Genomic DNA, 16,039 nt, shown 5'->3' with positions numbered 1-16,039 from the left:
GACAGGATCTATTTTAAGGCCGCAACCTAGGTACGCACCTCTGCATCGTCAAGATATGGCGTGCCATCCAATGCGCCTGTCACGACATCGTGCGGCAGATCCATCAATTCTCCGGTACGCGTCCACAGGATGCTAAGCTTTTGCGCGCGCTGGGGATAGATTTGTCCGATAGCGTGGGCATAGGCGCCCATTTGCAGCAACACGCCGTCAGGGCATTGTTCCGGCGATGTTGGCACGGTGCGGTTACTTTTGAAATCGATGATGTGCACCAGATCGGGCGTGACGATCAGCCGGTCGATGGTGCCATGCATGCGTCGCAGACCCAGTTGCGCGGTCACGGGCACCTCGGCCAGTGCGGCGGGGGCAAAGATAAAGGCCAGCGCGGGGTTGTTCAGAACCTCTTGGGCCTCTGCAATCGCCGCCTGACACAAGCCTGCCGATAGCTGCGCGGGCAGGTTGGCGGGTGCGGTCCCATGTTCCAGAACATGGTGCACAAGGGTGCCGTATGCCTTTCCCTTTTCCTCATCCAGCCCTTCACCCGGCAGCGCCTTGCTGCCGCCAAGGTCGGAAGGCGACAGGGTTTTGTCCGCCACCACAGGTGTCGGCGCGTCGGCAAAGAAGTGTGCGGGCAGGGGGGCGGGTGTTGGTTCATCTTCGGCACGGGAGTCCGTGCTTTCAAAGGTCCATGACCCATGCTCCAGACGCAGGCCCGGACCAACGGGCGTGTCCAGATTTGTGGCGCCGCCACTGGTCATCGCTGCCTCAACCCGCTGGTGCCAGTCGTCACCGTCTTTTTGCAATTCGCCCGAGGCCCCGACGATCAGCCACTTTTCCGCCCGCGTTAGAGCCACATAAAGCAGTCTTAGGGATTCGCGTTTCTGGGCGTCTTTCATCTCTTCCAGACGGGTCGCCATGGCGGCGGGCTGGTCAGCGGCGGACATCTTCCACACGGGCAAGCCGTCCATCTCGATCACTTCGTCGCGGATTGGCAGGTCGCGTTTGCCGCATTCTGGCAGGACAACAATCGGCGCTTCCAACCCTTTGGAGCCGTGTACCGTCATCACCCTGATCTGGTTTGACGCACTGTCGATCTGGCGCTTTACCTCCAGATCGTCGGTCTCCATCCATGTCAGAAAACCGGTCAGGCTGGGGACCGAGGCGCGTTCGTAAGCCAGCGCCTGCGCCAGCAAGGCGTTGATCCCGTCCTCGGCCTCGGCACCCAAGCGCGCCAGCAGGTTTTTGCGGCCCCCGTGGCGGGTCAAAATCCGCTCGATCAGGTCATAGGGCCGAAGGTAATCGATATGTGCGCGCAGATCGCGCAGCACCGTGATCGTGTCGGGGTATTCTTTCATCTTGTCGCGCAGCGTGGCCCACAGGTGCTCGGTGCTGCGATGATGGGCGAGGGTGAACAGGTCTTGTTCGGACCAGTCGAACAGGGGCGAACGCAGCGCGGTGGCGAGCGACAGACTGTCATCCGGTGTCGCAAGGAAAGATAGCAACGCCGCCAGATCGCGCACCGCCGTTTCCGCGCCGACCTTCAGACGGTCGGCACCGGCGATGGGCAGCTCGGCCTCTTTGCAGGCGCGGATGATGTCGGGGAAAATACCGCCGCGCCGCTGCACAAGGATCAGAAAATCGCGTGGCTGAACAGCGCGGGGCCCGTCGCTGTCCGGGATCATGACCTTGCTGTCGATCATCTGTTTGATCTGCCCCGCGATGGCTTGGGACAGCACGCGGTATTGGTGTTCGGAGTTCAGGCGATCCAGCGGATCAAACCAGTCCTGATCGGCCTCTTTCTCGGGTTTGGGGACAAGCGGCCACAAATCCACACGCCCGGGCATGTCGGAATTGAAGGCAATGTGCTTGCCCTGACCGAAACCGGCATCGGCCTCGTGTTCGAACACGCGGTCCACAAGTTGCAGGATCGCAGGCGAGGACCGGAACGAATAATCGAGCGTTAGAGGGCGCAAATTCTGACCCGATTCCGCCAGTTTAGAGCCGAATTCAGCCTCCATCCGGTCAAACTCGCGCGGGTCAGCCCCTTGGAAGGAATAGATCGACTGTTTCTTGTCGCCCACCACGAAGATCGTGCGCGTTACATCTGCCCGCGCACCTTCGCCGCTGGAAAATTCTTCGGCCAAACGGCGGATCACGTCCCATTGCGTCGGGCTGGTGTCCTGCGCCTCGTCCACCAGAATGTGGTCGATGCCGCCGTCGAGCCGGTAAAGCACCCACGCGGCAACGCGGTCATCAGTCAACAACTGACGTGCCTTCTGGATCAGGTCGTCGAAATCCAGCCACCCGCGGCGCTGTTTTGCGGCGGTATAGGCTCGCGCAAACCGGCGGGCGAATTGATGCAGGGTGACAGTACGTTGTGCGGCGTCTATCGCCAGCAGCGCCTCGCGTGCTTCCAACAGGCGTTCAATCAACGCCTCGATATCGTCCAGCAGATGCGCGGCGTCCTTTTGGGTGCCTTTGGTCGGGAACCGCGCTTTGCGCGTCCCCGATTTCGTCAGAAACGCGTCCATCAAATGGGGGATCGCCTCTGGCCCGTCAGAGGTAATGTTTTTCAGGATCTCGCCGATACCCGCGTCCATCTTGGACTGCTTCAGCAGGATCGGGATCAACGCGTGCAACAGGTCCAGATCGCCCGCGTCCATAACCGAGGCCGCCACCGTATCGCGCGTGGTGCCCTTGGGCTGGCCGAACACTTCCAGCACCTGATCAAGGTCTACATCGTCAAACCCGTCGGACATGCCGACGATGGCCTTGGTCAGTTTCAGAAAATCCTCGCCCGAATACTGGCGGGCCAAGGCGGCAAGGATGTGCCCGTCAGGGCCGTCCGCGATTTGGTCCACAAGCTCGGCGCGCAGCAGGTCGGCGGCGCGGTCCTCGATCTCGGTAAACTGGGGGCTGACACCTGCCTCAAGCGGGAAGCGTCGCAGCAGCGAGGCACAGAACGAGTGGATCGTCTGGATTTTCAAGCCACCCGGCGTTTCGATTGCACGGGCGAACAGGGTGCGGGCGCGGCGCAAATCCTCGGCATCGGGGGTGCGGTCAAGGCCCAGATCGGCCAGCGCGCTGCGCAGGTCCGCATCGTCCAGCATCGACCACGCGCCCAGACGTTTGAACAAGCGGTTCTGCATCTCGGATGCGGCGGCTTTGGTGTAGGTCAGGCACAGGATGTGCTGTGGTTCGACTTCTTCCAGCAGCAGGCGCGCCACACGGTCGGTTAGGACCCGCGTCTTGCCCGACCCCGCATTGGCCGACAACCATGTGGAGGCCATCGGTTCGGCCGCGCTGTGCTGACGGCGGGTGGCTTCGTCCATCGCCGTCATGTCAAAACCTCCGGATTGGGCTCTGCCGTGACATCCCATTCGCCAAGGCGGGCAAGTTGGTCATAGTCACGCTCGTCTGCGTCCTTTTCCATGGCGCGGCGCGAGGTATAGCCCTTGTCGCCCTCAAGATAGGCGGACAGCAGGCTGACCAGTTCGGGCAGGATTTTCGTTGCCGGTTCATCGTCAATCGGGGCATCCTCGGTCTGGGGATTCGACCCTAACCCGATGAATTGAGCCGCTCTGACGGTGCGCGGCCCCAACTTTTCGAACGCCCCCTGTTCCAACATCGCGGCCTCGATCAGCAACTGTTTGTCGAAATGCTTCTGCTTGTCTTTGGTAGGCGGTTTGCCGGTCTTGTAGTCATAGATGATCACGTCGCCCGCGCTGTCCACGTCGATCCGGTCGGCGCGCCCTTCAAGGGTGGTACCGATGGCGGGCAGGACAAGGCGACCAACGGCGTCATTCTCGAACAGGGTCGGCTGGGCCAGCGACTGGCGGATTTCCTCGGTCTCGACAATCCACGCGGCCGCCCGTTCAAACCGTGCAATCCACAGCATCCGGGCGGCAGGCCACGGCACGTTATGTGCCAGAACCTGATGTGCGTGCTCCATCAACGCTTCGACGCATAGCGCATTGGGGTCGGCCAGCGTCGCCTTTACAAAATCCTCCATCACCTCGTGGGACAGGATACCGCGCAGCAAGGCATCGGGGGTCTGTACCAGCGGTTTCAGCGCGCGCAGACGCAAGCAATGTTTGGCATAAATCGCATAAGGGTCTCGGATCAGGGTCTGGATTTCTGTCACTGTGAACCGGCGCGGGCGGGCAGAAACGGGCGGGCAGGGCGACGGGCGCTGTGCCTTTTCCACCTCGGGCGCGGCATCGAGTTGGCGTGCGCGGGCCAGCCAGATATCGCCCCGCGCCCGCATGTCGGACCAGACATCCGGCTTTCCCTGCGCGGCAAGGCCGGACAGCAGGTTTTGCAAACGGTTGATCCAGCGCGACGGCACGGTTTCGGCCTCGTCCGAGCGGATGGCGCGGGTCAGCCAGACCTTGGGCGCGGCGATGGCTTGTTGGAAATCGTGAGCCGACAGGCCGATGCGCCGTTCGGGAAGCAACAATCCCGCATCGGCGCGCATCTTACGGTTCAGCCACGGGTCGGGTTTGGGCGCTTCGGGCCATGTGCCATCGTTCAACCCCGCCAGAATGACCAGATCGGCACCCTGAACCCGCGCCTCCAGCGTTCCCCAAATCATGATGCCCGCATAGGGCGCGTCGCGATCGCGCACCTCGCCCTGAGACAAAACGCTGCCGACCAGCGTCGCGTAGTCAGAGGCGGTCATGGGCGCGCCATGTTCAGCCTCAGCGATCAGCGTATCCATCGCGGCGCGCGCGGCCTCACCCGAGGTTCGCTGCCACAGCAAGCCGCTGTCCGCACCGTTTGGCCCCCCCGAGATCCGTTCGGCAAGGTCGATATGGCGCGCAACCCAGTCCGCAAGCGGCAGTTGCGCGGGAACGGTTTGGGCGCAAATCAGGTTCCCCAGCCATTCGGCCCACGTTTGCATGCCGTCCGCATCGTTCTTGTCGGCATGCCGCGCGCAATCCACGAGGCTGTCTACCTCGGGATAGGGTAGTCCCTGCCGCCGCATCCGCAGTTCCAGCTTTTGAGTCTTGAGGATATGCGTGTTCCGGTCGTGGCCCGAATGGGTCAGCGGATGTTTCAGCAGCGTCAGCAGCGCCTCGGCATCCAGCGTCCGATCAAAAAGCCCCGCAACATGGCGCAGGAACCGTCCGGGCGGGGACAGGTGCAGCGGCATGCCCGCACTGTCATCCGGCAGGATGTTCCAGCGGTCCAGCGCGGCGGTTACCTGTCGGGTCAACATCCGGTCAGGTGTGATCAGCGCGGCGCGCTGGCCATCTTCTGCCGCTTGTCGCAGACGCATGGCGATAGCAATCGCCTCGGCGCGGGGGGTGTCCGCCTCGACCAATGTTATTTCTTGAGTAGCAGGCTCTAACTCGGACAAATCAGGGCCTTCGCGCCGCCATGCATCCGTTACAGGGGCAGGGCGCAGGGCAAGGGATACGATCCTGTTTCGGGCTTGCGATACGGGTATTGAATTAGACCACGACGGGATGGTCGTGGGATCAATACCTAACTGTTCGGCCAGTTTCAGAAAGCGGAACTGGGGATGATCCTCTGCCGTTTTGTGCAGCGCCATCTGACCCCAGACATCGGGCATTTCAAAGTCGAAACCTGGCAGGATGACACAGCCTTGCGGCAAGGCGGCGACGGCCTTCATCAGCAGTTGCGTGGTGCCGCGTGATCCGGTGGAGCCGACCACGATCACCGGATGTTCCAGCGGTTTTTCTGCCCATTGTGCCGCCAGTCGCAGTACGGTTTCGCGCCGCCGTCCTTCGCCGTCGGGTGCACTGCTCGACATGTCGATAAAGGCCTGCGCGATGGCGATGAATTCCTGCGCGCGCGCCCAGTGGCCCGACTGGTCCGACACGTCCAGTTGCGCGATGTCGTCGGCGCTGACGCCTTCGCCCTGCATCTCGTCCATCAGGGTGGCGAGGCTGTCGGCCATATCAAAGCCGGCTGTGTCGGGGGCAAACCCCCTTTGCTGTTCGATCAGCTTATTTGTCAGCGGCACCAGTTCCAACCGCCGTCGCAGGGGCGAGATCGCGGCAGGCAAAGGACCGTCATCCAGCAGATCGTCGAGGTCGGTGATCATGCGGATGCGCGGCAACAGGCGGGGCGGGCCCGCGTCGAACATATCGCGCAACCGGCGGGCCATCCGTTTGGTGTTCACCATCAACGTGATGCGCGCCCAGTCCTCGGGGGCGGCGTTCTGCATGCGTTGCTCAAGGCCGCGCAGCACTGCCTCGGGGAAGTCGACGCCGACCGAACAGCCAAAGACGCGGGGGGTGTCGGACGGTTCAAACACGGTGTTTGACCAGCATATCTTCGGCCTCGGCGATGCCATCCGGATGGCCCACATCGCACCAATGCCCGTCATAAGGCAGGCCGAACAGGCGGTCGTCTTTGGCCATTTCGTTCCAGACAAGGTTCAGAGAAAAGGCGCGCTCGGCTACGTCGTGCAGCCGCTCGGTCTTGATGATTTGCGCCCCGCCATAGACCAGATCGCCGCCCCGCGATAATCGCCCCGCGCTGTCCATGCCAAAGTCCCCCGCGCCGGAGCGCCCATGCGCCTGCGCGGTCGGGATGCAGATCAACAGCGCGTCCATGCGGTCAGGATCCCACGCGTCGATCAGCAGACGCAGCGGGTTCTCCCCAGCCCAGATCGCATCGGTGTTCAGCGTCGCAACAGGGTCGGGGCCAAGCATCGGCAGTGCATGACGCAAGCCGCCGCCGGTCTCAAGAATTTCGGGCTCCTCGCGGATCGTTTTGACGCCGGTGCCTTCCAAATGCGTCTCCAACATGTGCGGATGGTAGTGCAGGTTCGCCACAATGGGCATGGTGCGTGCATCACGCCCCAAGTCGATGGCGTGGTCGATCAACGCCTTCCCCGCCACACGCACCAGCGGTTTAGGCTGATGCGCGGTCAGGTGTTTCATCCGCGTGCCAAAGCCGGCGGCGAACAACATCAGGGCAGGGGGACTGTGGCGCATTGGTCTTTGAGGCTTTGCAATATTTCAGGGGTCGGCGCGGGCAGAGTACCGTTGATCAGGGGTTTGATGTCGGACAGCGCGGGGTGGTTCAGGTTGGTCTGGATATGATTCCAGACGCGTGGGATCAGATCGACGTAATGCGGCTTGCCATAGGCCATGGAAAGCCGCGCAAACACCCCCAGAATGCGCATATTGCGCTGCACGCCCAGCAGGGCATAGGCGGTGGTAAACGCCTCTTCATCCAGCCGCGTGGCCTTGAGATAGCGGTCAGTCATCATGTGGGCCACGTCGCTTGGTACGTCACGGCGCGCATCTTGGGCGATCGACACAAGATCATAGGCGGGATGGCCCAACATCGCGTCCTGATAATCCAGCAGCCCGACCTTTTTCGCGCCATTGCGATCCGGCAGCCAGATCAGGTTTTCGGCGTGATAGTCGCGTTGGATAAGGACCATTGGGGCCGCGTCCAATGGTGCGAGTGCGTCGTAAAAGGCCGCTGAAAACGCCGCTTTTGCTTCTTCGTCCACGCCACCGGTTGCGCCGCGTTGATACCAGTCGAAGGCCAGCGCGGCGAGTGGCGTCATTGTGTCGGCGTCATAGGCGGGCAGGATCGGCGGCATCGCGCGGTGCAAGTGGACCAACACGTCAACCGACGCCTCATAAAGAGGTTGCTCGAGCGCGGGCGTCTTTGCCATGACCCGCGCAAAAAGCGCATCGCCCAGATCCTCGATCAGCAGAAAGCCGTGTTCGACGTCGCGGGCAAAGATGCGGGGCGCGGAAAGGCCGATATTCACCAGATAGTCGGTGATGGCGATGAACGGACGCACGTCTTCGCCTTTCTCCGGTGGGGCGTCCATCAGAATGGCGGTGTCTTGTGCGCCGCGTGTCAGCCGTTCGTATTTGCGGTTTGACGCGTCACCGGCCACGAGGGTGCGCGGTATGCCGCCCCATCCGGCCTGCGTCAGGAATGTTTCGATCTGTGCCGATCTGTCAGACATGCTGCATCACCTTTTTCAGACGCGTGTCCCATTTGTCATCCGACCAGCTAAGTGCCGCGATGCGACCGTCACCGTGCGGGGATATATCGATAGAAAGCGCATCAGCAGGCCGTAACGGGCCCAGACGGTCGGGCCATTCGATCAGGCAAATGCTGTCTTCGAAAGCCTCCACAAGTCCGAGTTCGTCAATCTCGGTATCCGATGTGATGCGATAAAGGTCCGCGTGCCAGATCGCACCGGCCTGCGTGTCATAGGTTTGCACCAGCGTGAACGTGGGGGACGGCACATCTTCGGGCGTGATCAGCAGCGACTGGATCAGTGCGCGTGCGAAATGGGTCTTGCCCGCGCCGACCGATCCGCTCAGCAGGATAACATCGCCCGTTTGCAACGCACTGCCCAACGCCACCGCGTCTTTGGCAGTGGTGTCCGCATCCGGCCATTCAAGGGTAAGCGCGCTTTGGGTCATGCGCCCAAACTATCTGCCCCGCTGGGCGCTGCAAGCACAATGAGATGCCGCAACGCAGTTGGCAAAGTGGCGCGGCGGTCAGGTTTTCAGAAGCAGTGGTTTACGCGCGGGCCGACGCACCAAAGCAAAGCGCACAAGGGTGGAGCCGGACGCGATGGGTGACAGGCGCACGTTGCACACGCCGTCCTCTCGGTGGACCACATCGGCGTTCCACGGGGTGCGGTCCCCGATCTTCATCACGAAGTTGCGCATCCTGCACCACGCTGCATTGTGGGCCGTCTGGTTGCGCCATGATTTCACGGCATCGGTGATGGTGATGTCGGCAAAGGTGCTGTCAGGATCCATCTTCCACATCTTGCGGTAGGCCGCGTTGCAAAAGGTCAGTACCCCCGCCGAAGAGAACACGGCAAGCGCGTCCTCGAACGTGTCCATCAGCGACTGGCCCAGTTCTAGTTCGGCGCGGAAATTGCGGGTTAGCGAGATTTCGGCGGTGATATCTTCGATCAGAAAGGCGACTGCGCCGTCAGGATGGGGGCGACCGTTGATGCGGAATGTGTGTCCGGTGTCCAGCGTCCACGTCTCTTGATAGCTGGCATGGCTTGCGGCGGCGATCATATCAGTGATCTCCTGACGCCATGTGCTGTAATTTTTCGGCTCTGGCATGACGCGATTGTCGCGCAGTCGATCAAAGAAGGACAAAAGGCTGGGCCGCCCGCTTAGAAATTCGACCGGTAGCGAGGTCAGATCGACCATCGCGGGGTTGAACAGGGCCAATTGCCCGTTGCGGTCAAAGATCGCGAGGCCGATGGACAGGTGGGCAAAGGTTTTGGCGAGGGTCTGGACGAAATTGCGCTGGGCGACCTCGGCCTGAATGACCGCGTTTATATCGACGGCGTGATAGATCGTGTTGTCACCCGCACGGGTCGCCGTCACGCTGTACCATTCGGTGGTGACGCTGTCGTTTGTTTTGATCGGGACGCGTGCGGTGCGTTTGTCGCGCAGGTCGTCCGCGTCCAGTTCGAACAGGGGCTGTGTTTTTGTATCCTCATCGGGCAGGGAAATCGCGGCAAGGGCGGCATAGGCTGTGTTGTGCCAGCGCACGGTGCCATCCGGATTGGCCAGCCAGATGGGGTAGGGCGCGTCGGTCGCGGCCAGCCGCAATGTATCCACTTCGGCCTCAAGCGATCTGATCTCATGCACGGCACTGGCGTTTGTCTGGCCGTCATCCTGAATGACAACGCGCGTCATCTCTTCTTCCCGTTCGATGCGCAGCACGGCGGGATCGTCCTTGGCCACAGCGCGCAAGGTCAGCGTCGTGATGCCCCGCAGGCCATCGCCATCGGGCAAGCCGGGAAAGCGGGCGGAAAGCGCGGCGCAAAGCGATTGCCAGTCGGTTTCGCCCTGTTCGCGGATCAGAAGGGTGCGCGCCTGTACCGATGCATGGTTGAGGTCCAGATCGCAGAACAGAAAGTGCAATCCTTGCGCCTGTTGCGTGACGGATGACTTTGCCGGATCGGAGGAATAGCCAAGATAGACCAGTCCGGCGATGACAGCGACAGATGCACATAGAAATACGATGGAAATGTCGATGATGGGCACGAAACTCTTCCTTCCTGAACGCCGGTACCCTGCGATACCAAGGTTAACAGAGGGTTAAGAATCTGCGCCCGCTGGCGAATTACACCTGAATATGACGGTTGTGGCCGTGCATCTCGGGGGCTTCGATCTTTGCGCGTGGCCAGACCACTTTGACGATGGCGCCACGGTGCAACTCGACTCCGGGGGCGTGGGTGTTCGGGTCGGCCCCGTTGGCAAAGGTCAGTTCCGCACCCGTCCTTTCCAGCAAAGTTTTGGCGATGAACAAGCCCAGACCCATGCCCATGTATTCTGGCCGCTGGGTGCTGGTCGTCTTGCGGCGTCGGACAAAAGGATCGCCAATGCGGCCAAGCACCTGCGGCGGAAAACCCTGCCCGTCATCCATGATGCGCAGGGTGATCTGGTCTTCGGACCAATGCGCCTCGACCCAGACGGTGGAATGCGCGAAATCGACAGCATTCTGGATCAGGTTTCTGAGGCCGTGAATGATCTCGGGCTTGCGCAGGATCGAGGGCTGGTTGATCTCGTCGCCCGCGTCGGGATCGTGAGTGTATTGCACGTCTTTGCCACGGTTGGCGTGGGGTTCTGCGGCCTCTTGCACAACGGACATAAGGGGCGCCTGACGCAGATGCAGGTCGTCCTTTCCCGCGCGGCCCATGTCCCGCAGGATATCTCGGCAGCGGTCTGCCTGTTCGCGGATCAGGGCGGCGTCCTCTTGCAAATGCGGCGTGTCCGAAAGTTCGTCCATCAACTCTGCACTGGCCAGTTTGATCGTCGCTAGGGGCGTGCCAAGCTCGTGCGCGGCGGCGGCGACCACGCCGCCCAGATCGGTCAGTTTTTGTTCGCGGGACAGGGCCAGTTGCGTCGCGGCGAGGGCGTCGGACATTGAACTGATCTCGGACGTGACGCGGTGGGAATAGAGCCCGATAAAGCAAATGGCGATCACCAGCCCGATCCAGTTGCCAAAAATGAACAGGGCCGGCACCTCAAGAACCGCGCCCGATCCGGTGCGCAAGGGAATGTAGAATTCGGATAACAGCGTGACGATCACGATGGCCGTGGCCCCGACCAGTACCGTGGACCGCGTCGTCAGCACCGCCGCCGAAATCGTCACCGGCCCCAACATCAGCAGCGCAAACGGGTTGTTCAGCCCGCCCGTCAACGCCAGCAGAAAGCCGAGTTGCAGCAGGTCAAACAGCACCATCAGCAGGTTCTCGGATTCCGCCAGCCGTTTGTTTTCGGGAAAGACAAAGATGGAGACCAGGTTGCCGATGACGGACACGCCCACCACCAGATAGCAAAGCCCCAATTCCAGTTGCAGGCCGAACAGGCGCTGCGCCACGGTCAGTGCGACCAACTGACCCATGATGGCCACCCATCGCAGCAGGATCATCGTGCGCAGCCGTATCCAGTTGGACCGTTTCTGCCCTGCCAGCAGACCGAAGTCGGGTTGCGCCATGTTCTGTCACCATTTCGTTGGTTGCACTGCACCATGATGTTGATAGCAAAGGGCCGGAAGTCAAAGCCCCGAGGAACAACATGACCCGCATCATCGCACCCGTTGCCGCCCTTGTCGCCGCCCTTTTCATGGGTGGCTTGTGGTACATCACCCAATACGGAAGTGCGTCGGGGCCGCAGCAATGTTCGGCCACGAAGATCGCGGGGGACGACAACGGCATTGGTGGCCCGTTCGAACTAGTGAATGCCGAAGGGCAAACCGTCACTGACAAAGATGTGATCACCGAGCCGAGCCTTGTCTATTTCGGCTATACGTTCTGCCCCGATGTCTGCCCATTGGACACGGCGCGCAACGCCGAGGCAACGGACCTTCTGGCCGAGCGCGGCATGTCGGTCACGCCCGTGTTCATCACCATCGACCCCGAACGTGACACACCGGAAGTCGTGGGTGATTTTGCCTATAACCTCCATGAAAAGATGATCGGATTGACCGGTTCGCCCGCGCAGGTCGATGCCGCATCCAAGGCCTATCGCACCTATTACAAAGCGCAGGACAAATCGGACGAGTTCTATCTGGTGGACCATTCCACCTTTACCTACCTCGTCATGCCCGAGACCGGATTTGTCGAATTTTTCCGGCGCGACACATCGGCCGAACAGATGGCCGACCGTGTCGCGTGCTTTATCGAGAACACCTGAACAGCCGGAATGATTTGACCGCACCCATGGTGCGCCCCATATTCAATCCCAGCCGTTTTTGACTGCAAAGCGAACTGGAGCACCTGATGGTTGACGCCGCGCTGCCTGCCATGGGCGAAGACAAGACGTTACTTCTGGTTGATGATGATGAACCGTTTCTGCGCCGGTTGGGCAAGGCGATGGAAAAGCGCGGTTTCGAGATCGAGACTGCCGACAGCGTCGCCGGTGGCAAGGCCATCGCAACGGCCCGCCCCCCTGCCTATGCCGTGATCGACCTGCGGCTTGAGGACGGCAACGGTTTGGACGTGGTCGAAGTGCTGCGCGAAAAGCGCCCCGATGCGCGGGTTGTCGTGCTGACCGGATACGGGGCAATCGCGACTGCCGTGGCGGCGGTGAAGATCGGTGCGACCGATTACCTGTCCAAACCCGCCGATGCCAACGACATCACTAACGCGCTGCTAGCCACGGGCGACGACCTGCCACCGCCGCCGGAAAACCCGATGAGCGCGGACCGTGTGCGTTGGGAGCATATCCAGCGGGTATACGAGCTGTGTGATCGCAATGTGTCGGAAACGGCGCGTCGGCTGAACATGCACAGGCGGACATTGCAGCGCATTCTGGCCAAACGTTCCCCGCGCTGAGAGGGCGGACGGGGGTTTTCCACCCCCGAACCCCCGAGGATTTTTTCAGAACAGAGAAGAGGGACGCGGCGTTAGAGGTCGTAGCGTTTGAGGATCTTGTCGACCTTTTGGCCGTTTGCCATTTCGTAGTTGTCGATCCGCCCGTAATCCTGAAACCCGCGTGATTGGTAGTAGATCAGCCCGCCTTCGTTATCGGCGCGGATATTGGCGTTGATCCACGTGTAACCGAGTGCTTTTGCGGCGGTTCGGGTGGCGTCGAACAGTTTGGAGCCGATCCCCAGACCCGTTTGCCCGATCCGCACGAAGGTTGCGATTTCGGCAGCTTCCGGGGGGAGGTAGTCGGCGGCGTCGATCCATTGAAAACCCATGACGGTTTCCGCCTCGTTCAACGCGACATGCCATGCGGCGCGTCCGTCATTGGCGGCCATCCGGTCCGCGATATCCTTGCCCGTGACGGGGGTGGTGAGCGCGGTGGTGCCACCCTGAGAAATGATCTCGTTCAACAAGCGGGCCATGGAAGGCGCATCGAGGGCGATGGCAGGGCGTACAATCATCATGTGCATTCTGCCAGCAAAGAGGCGTGGCGTGCGGTGAAGTCGCGGCGTGTGTCGAGCGGCGGGCGCAGAACGATAGTGAGGTCGCCAATCATGTCGGCGGGCGGTTCACCGAAGAATTTTGTCGCCTCTTCGCGGGTAAAGCCGGCGATTTGGGTTGCCTCCATCCATGCGCTGATCTTGTCGGCCTTCTTGATCTGTTTCTTTACCGAGGCGGGCACTTTGGCGGGCAGGCCGAACCGGATGTGAATTGCGGCCTCGAGCCTTTCGTCCAGTGCGCCATATCCGGGACCAACTGCGGCTTTTACCGGAGAGATCATATCGCCGATCACGTATTCCGGTGCGTCGTGGAGCAGGGCGGCCAGCCGCCATTTTGGTGGCGCTTTGGGGGCGATCCGCCCGAACAGGGTTTCCACTAGCAGCGAATGTTCGGCCACTGAATATGCGTAGTCGCCCAAGGTCTGCCCGTTCCAGCGCGCCACAAAGGCGAGGCCGTGCGCGATGTCCTCAATCTCCACATCCATCGGCGTGGGATCAAGAAGGTCAAGCCGACGGCCCGACAGCATGCGTTGCCATGCCCGTGGTTGTTTGGCCATGCGGCTTCTCCTGATCTGTGTGGAACCTTTTGTGCCTTGTCGTGTTTTTTCCACGAAGGAGATCTTTATGAAACCCGTTTTCTACGCCGCTATGATGTCGATCATGACCCCGCTTGCCGCTGCTGCTGCGGATGTGTGTATGCCCGTGACCGAGATGGAGGCCGGTTTGGTTGACTGGTACGGTGAAACGCCAGTGGAAACCGATCAGGAAGAATCCGCCCGTATCTGGGCATCCAAGCAGACAGGGACGTGGACCTTGGTGAAATACTTGGTGGACGGAAACGCCTGTGTGATGGCGCAGGGCGAGAACTGGATGCCACAGCGCAACGAGATGCTGTTGTCGCAACTGTCCGAGTGATCCCCGCCATTCGTCTGCGCATCCCTCAAGCGTAGCTTTACCACAAACAAACAGCCGGCCTTCCCAAGGTCGGCTTTTGTTTTACATAGACGTCCATTGTTTCGCGTTGGTGCGACTGATATGCGCTGCGGGAATTTTTTCTCAATCGAAGGCTGGACTCATGGCACACGATTACATCGTAAAAGACATCGCACTGGCTGAATTCGGCCGTAAAGAGTTGGATATCGCAGAAACTGAAATGCCCGGACTGATGGCATGCCGCGCCGAGTATGGCGAAAGCAAGCCGCTGAAGGGCGCGCGGATTGTTGGGTCGCTGCACATGACGATCCAGACGGCGGTTCTGATCGAAACGCTGGTCGAACTTGGCGCCGACGTGCGCTGGGCATCGTGCAACATCTTCTCGACGCAGGACCACGCGGCGGCAGCGATTGCCCAAGGTGGCACGCCTGTGTTCGCGATCAAGGGTCAAAGCCTTGAAGAGCATTGGGATTATCTGGACAAATCGTTCCAGTTTGCCGATGGCCCGAACATGATTTTGGACGATGGTGGCGATGCGACCCTGTATGTCCTGCTGGGCGCGCGTGCCGAAGCGGGCGAGGATATTATCCCCGTGCCACAGTCCGAAGAAGAGGTCGCGATCAAGGCGCAGATCCTCAAGCGGATGGAACAAAGCCCCGGCTGGTTCACCAAAGTGCGCGATCAGATCAAGGGCGTGTCCGAGGAAACCACAACAGGAGTACACCGCCTGTATGAACTGGTGCGCGAAGGTCAACTGCCGTTCCCTGCAATCAACGTGAACGATTCCGTCACCAAGTCGAAATTCGACAACAAATACGGCTGCAAGGAATCGCTGGTGGACGGGATCCGCCGCGCCACAGACACAATGATGGCGGGCAAGGTCGCTGTTGTTCTGGGCTATGGCGATGTGGGCAAAGGCTCTGCCGCGTCTCTGCGTGGCGCCGGTGCCCGTGTGAAAGTGACCGAAGTCGATCCGATCTGCGCCCTTCAGGCTGCGATGGACGGGTTCGAAGTTGTCCTGATCGAAGACGTGCTGGACAGCGCCGACATCTTCATCACGACCACAGGCAACAAAGACGTCATCCGGATCGAGCATATGCGCGAGATGAAGGACATGGCGATCGTCGGCAATATCGGCCACTTCGACAACGAAATTCAGGTTGCCGCGCTGAAGAACCACAAATGGACCAACATTAAGGAACAGGTCGACATGATCGAGATGCCGAATGGCAATCGTTTGATCCTGCTGTCCGAAGGTCGTCTGCTGAACCTTGGCAACGCTACGGGCCACCCGTCGTTCGTGATGTCCGCCAGCTTTACCAACCAAGTGCTGGCGCAAATCGAACTGTGGCAGAACACAGACCAGTACAAGAACGAGGTCTATATCCTGCCCAAGCATCTGGATGAAAAAGTTGCGCGTCTGCACCTCGACCGGATCGGCGTAAAACTGACCGAGCTGAACAGCGAACAAGCGGCTTATATCGGTGTGAAGCCCGAAGGTCCGTTCAAACCGGAACACTACCGGTATTGATCACCACCGGCGCGTTGCCCCGGTTGCATGATTGATTGAGGCCTCGCGAGGAAAATCGCGGGGCCTTTTTTGTTTTTCCATGTCTGCGACGGTCAGACTGCAAGACATGCCGCTATTGGGGCCGTGTGTGGCGAAAAATACTGCCAAGTTTCCGAT

General features: G+C 60.7%; 13 protein-coding genes. 4 read left to right on the top strand and 9 right to left on the bottom strand.

The genetic code is table 11. From position 1 onward, the window contains the following. Positions 1-26: 26 nt before the first annotated feature. The 7 genes from addA to regB form a co-directional block, all read right to left on the bottom strand. Positions 27-3,338: a double-strand break repair helicase AddA gene (gene addA, locus AC6GQJ_RS10965; protein WP_500768116.1), complete on the bottom strand. Its 3,312-nt coding sequence runs from the start codon at positions 3,336-3,338 to the stop codon at positions 27-29. Then, complete coding sequence (gene addB, locus AC6GQJ_RS10960; protein ID WP_500768114.1) at positions 3,335-6,283, bottom strand: double-strand break repair protein AddB; 2,949 nt, start codon at positions 6,281-6,283, stop codon at positions 3,335-3,337. Before addB ends, addA begins: the two co-directional genes overlap by 4 nt. Beyond that, positions 6,276-6,968, bottom strand: coding sequence for a nucleotidyltransferase family protein (locus tag AC6GQJ_RS10955; protein ID WP_500768112.1), 693 nt, complete (start codon positions 6,966-6,968; stop codon positions 6,276-6,278). The genes addB and AC6GQJ_RS10955 overlap by 8 nt, the downstream gene beginning before the upstream one ends. After that, positions 6,944-7,966 carry an aminoglycoside phosphotransferase family protein gene (locus AC6GQJ_RS10950; RefSeq protein WP_500768110.1) on the bottom strand — a complete coding sequence of 341 codons (1,023 nt, stop codon included), beginning with the start codon at positions 7,964-7,966 and terminating at the stop codon, positions 6,944-6,946. The genes AC6GQJ_RS10955 and AC6GQJ_RS10950 overlap by 25 nt, the downstream gene beginning before the upstream one ends. Further along, entirely contained in the window at positions 7,959-8,432 is a 474-nt protein-coding gene (gene tsaE, locus AC6GQJ_RS10945) for a tRNA (adenosine(37)-N6)-threonylcarbamoyltransferase complex ATPase subunit type 1 TsaE (protein ID WP_500768108.1), read from the bottom strand. The genes AC6GQJ_RS10950 and tsaE overlap by 8 nt, the downstream gene beginning before the upstream one ends. A gap of 78 nt (positions 8,433-8,510) precedes the next feature. Next, on the bottom strand, positions 8,511-10,031 hold the full coding sequence (locus AC6GQJ_RS10940; RefSeq protein ID WP_500768106.1) for a PAS-domain containing protein: 1,521 nt from the start codon (positions 10,029-10,031) through the stop codon (positions 8,511-8,513). Between the two features lie 79 nt (positions 10,032-10,110). Beyond that, positions 10,111-11,487 carry a sensor histidine kinase RegB gene (regB, locus tag AC6GQJ_RS10935; protein WP_500768104.1) on the bottom strand — a complete coding sequence of 459 codons (1,377 nt, stop codon included), beginning with the start codon at positions 11,485-11,487 and terminating at the stop codon, positions 10,111-10,113. A gap of 80 nt (positions 11,488-11,567) precedes the next feature. On the opposite strand from regB, the gene AC6GQJ_RS10930 reads away from it, so the two are divergent. Together AC6GQJ_RS10930 and AC6GQJ_RS10925 are read left to right on the top strand one after the other, a co-directional pair. Further along, positions 11,568-12,185 (top strand): SCO family protein, encoded by a 618-nt coding sequence (locus tag AC6GQJ_RS10930; protein ID WP_500768102.1) that lies wholly within the window; start codon positions 11,568-11,570, stop codon positions 12,183-12,185. 86 nt (positions 12,186-12,271) lie between these two features. Continuing rightward, complete coding sequence (locus AC6GQJ_RS10925; protein ID WP_500768100.1) at positions 12,272-12,826, top strand: ActR/PrrA/RegA family redox response regulator transcription factor; 555 nt, start codon at positions 12,272-12,274, stop codon at positions 12,824-12,826. A gap of 71 nt (positions 12,827-12,897) precedes the next feature. Here the strand turns inward: AC6GQJ_RS10925 and AC6GQJ_RS10920 are convergent, their stop codons facing one another. Both AC6GQJ_RS10920 and AC6GQJ_RS10915 read right to left on the bottom strand, forming a co-directional pair. Then, positions 12,898-13,383 (bottom strand): GNAT family N-acetyltransferase, encoded by a 486-nt coding sequence (locus AC6GQJ_RS10920; protein ID WP_500768098.1) that lies wholly within the window; start codon positions 13,381-13,383, stop codon positions 12,898-12,900. After that, complete coding sequence (locus AC6GQJ_RS10915) at positions 13,380-13,976, bottom strand: HD domain-containing protein (RefSeq protein WP_500768096.1); 597 nt, start codon at positions 13,974-13,976, stop codon at positions 13,380-13,382. The genes AC6GQJ_RS10920 and AC6GQJ_RS10915 overlap by 4 nt, the downstream gene beginning before the upstream one ends. A 67-nt stretch (positions 13,977-14,043) precedes the next feature. Here AC6GQJ_RS10915 and AC6GQJ_RS10910 point away from each other — a divergent pair, with 67 nt between their 5' ends. Then, positions 14,044-14,334 carry an S-adenosyl-L-homocysteine hydrolase gene (locus AC6GQJ_RS10910; RefSeq protein WP_500768094.1) on the top strand — a complete coding sequence of 97 codons (291 nt, stop codon included), beginning with the start codon at positions 14,044-14,046 and terminating at the stop codon, positions 14,332-14,334. Between the two features lie 160 nt (positions 14,335-14,494). Further along, positions 14,495-15,883: an adenosylhomocysteinase gene (gene ahcY, locus AC6GQJ_RS10905; RefSeq protein WP_500768092.1), complete on the top strand. Its 1,389-nt coding sequence runs from the start codon at positions 14,495-14,497 to the stop codon at positions 15,881-15,883. Positions 15,884-16,039: the final 156 nt, after the last annotated feature.

Source organism: Tateyamaria sp. 7Alg 36 (assembly GCF_059882455.1).
The sequence above is the reverse complement of the archived record's forward strand: the minus strand, read 5'-3'. Positions and strand labels throughout refer to the sequence as shown.

Bases quoted from the DNA above. Each gene is read 5' to 3' on its own strand.
- addA (WP_500768116.1), bottom strand. From the start codon at position 3,338: ATGACGGCGATGGACGAAGCCACCCGCCGTCAGCACAGCGCGGCCGAA.
- AC6GQJ_RS10955 (WP_500768112.1), bottom strand. From the start codon at position 6,968: ATGCGCCACAGTCCCCCTGCCCTGATGTTGTTCGCCGCCGGCTTTGGC.
- AC6GQJ_RS10950 (WP_500768110.1), bottom strand. From the start codon at position 7,966: ATGTCTGACAGATCGGCACAGATCGAAACATTCCTGACGCAGGCCGGA.
- tsaE (WP_500768108.1), bottom strand. From the start codon at position 8,432: ATGACCCAAAGCGCGCTTACCCTTGAATGGCCGGATGCGGACACCACT.
- regB (WP_500768104.1), bottom strand. From the start codon at position 11,487: ATGGCGCAACCCGACTTCGGTCTGCTGGCAGGGCAGAAACGGTCCAAC.
- AC6GQJ_RS10930 (WP_500768102.1), top strand. From the start codon at position 11,568: ATGACCCGCATCATCGCACCCGTTGCCGCCCTTGTCGCCGCCCTTTTC.
- AC6GQJ_RS10925 (WP_500768100.1), top strand. From the start codon at position 12,272: ATGGTTGACGCCGCGCTGCCTGCCATGGGCGAAGACAAGACGTTACTT.
- AC6GQJ_RS10920 (WP_500768098.1), bottom strand. From the start codon at position 13,383: ATGATGATTGTACGCCCTGCCATCGCCCTCGATGCGCCTTCCATGGCC.
- AC6GQJ_RS10915 (WP_500768096.1), bottom strand. From the start codon at position 13,976: ATGGCCAAACAACCACGGGCATGGCAACGCATGCTGTCGGGCCGTCGG.
- AC6GQJ_RS10910 (WP_500768094.1), top strand. From the start codon at position 14,044: ATGAAACCCGTTTTCTACGCCGCTATGATGTCGATCATGACCCCGCTT.
- ahcY (WP_500768092.1), top strand. From the start codon at position 14,495: ATGGCACACGATTACATCGTAAAAGACATCGCACTGGCTGAATTCGGC.